The organism is Rickettsia endosymbiont of Culicoides newsteadi (genome assembly GCF_002259525.1).
In the GTDB taxonomy this organism is placed as follows: Bacteria; Pseudomonadota; Alphaproteobacteria; order Rickettsiales; family Rickettsiaceae; genus Tisiphia.
Genome location: NZ_MWZE01000162.1, coordinates 1 through 1233, shown reverse-complemented (window position 1 = coordinate 1233; position 1233 = coordinate 1). Strand labels below are relative to the sequence as shown.

Here is a 1233-nt window from a genome sequence, read left to right as displayed (position 1 = left end):
CCCTATAAATGCTTTTGTTCATATACTTTCTACACTAGTTGCCTATTCTCTTAAGAAAAATAAACCTTCCATAAATTGCAATTTCGACTTTCCTCTAAATTATAACCTTATCCCGAATTGACGTAAATTATAAAATCTAACCCAGATATTGTATAAAGGTACCAATATTCACCTCTGAATCCCTTGTAATAATTTATCATGCAATATCTGGGCTAATAATACCATTTATATAATTTATTATAACTGTACTTCTCTCCTAATTTTCTTTCTTTGTATCTTGACTACTATTAATGATAGTTGATTGTTGTTGTCTCGCCAGTTTGTTCTTTTCTTCTATGTAATTAAGAAAAAAATGAGTAAATATTAAAAACCCTATTAACATCGGAATAAAAACAAATATAATCGCATTGCGTTTTCTAATAGATTCTTCACGATCTAAACGATCCTCTTGCTCCTCATATGTTTCCCCTAATTCATTACGCCATATATCTTCTTGAGCTGAATTATCTTGATCTGAGTTGTTTTCTAGCATTTTATACCTTTTATTAAATATTATTTACAACGGCTTAGCGATTAAACTATAAAAAATTATATATTAATTTAAATTGAATTCATTATTTTTTAAATAAAAAATTAGTTGACTATTTAATGTAGGTTATATTTAATTAAAATTGTAACTATTACTAACAAAATTTAAACTTATAAAAAATATTCGTGAGGAAAAAACACCACAACTGTTGAAAGTTACAGAAAGAAGCGGTTTTAGAGTCCATCATGGCAGTTTAAAAGTTGCAAAAATAATCGGCGTCATGCTAGGAGGCAAGAAGTTAGAGCGAAGCAATCCTGTTTTGTCGCCCCTGGGCAAAATGTCATACCTGCGTAGGCAGGTATCTAGGTTCCCGCCTACGCGGGAATGATGGTATGGACGAGTGAAGCGAAATATGCTTTACTTGTACGGAGTCAGCTGAAAAATAGTTTTCAGCTGCTCCAAATTAAATAATAATTTAATTAATAGGTCCATACCATGATAAATAATAGCATAAAAAATACTATAATAGGAATAGATTTAGCAAAAAATAGTATGCACTTGGTGCAAGTCGATCAAAATGGCAAAAAAATAGGTTACCAAAAAGTTACAAGAGATGAGTTAATAGCCTATTTAAGCAATCTCGATAAAAGTTCATTGGTAGCTATGGAGGCATGTGGAGGAGCTAATTATTGGTCACAGGAAAT

General features: G+C 30.8%; 1 protein-coding gene and 2 pseudogenes. 2 read left to right on the top strand and 1 reads right to left on the bottom strand.

Annotation, left to right across the window (positions count from 1 at the left end; translation table 11 throughout):
- Positions 1 to 121: pseudogene (locus RiCNE_RS08650) on the top strand (IS982 family transposase); the annotation flags it as partial.
- A 135-nt stretch (positions 122 to 256) separates the two neighbouring features.
- On the opposite strand, the gene RiCNE_RS07030 reads toward RiCNE_RS08650, so the two are convergent.
- Positions 257 to 532 carry an RC1041 family protein gene (locus tag RiCNE_RS07030; protein WP_239832802.1) on the bottom strand — a complete coding sequence of 92 codons (276 nt, stop codon included), beginning with the start codon at positions 530 to 532 and terminating at the stop codon, positions 257 to 259.
- A gap of 492 nt (positions 533 to 1024) precedes the next feature.
- Between RiCNE_RS07030 and RiCNE_RS07025 the strand changes: the two are divergent.
- A pseudogene (locus RiCNE_RS07025) lies at positions 1025 to 1233 on the top strand (IS110 family transposase); the annotation flags it as partial.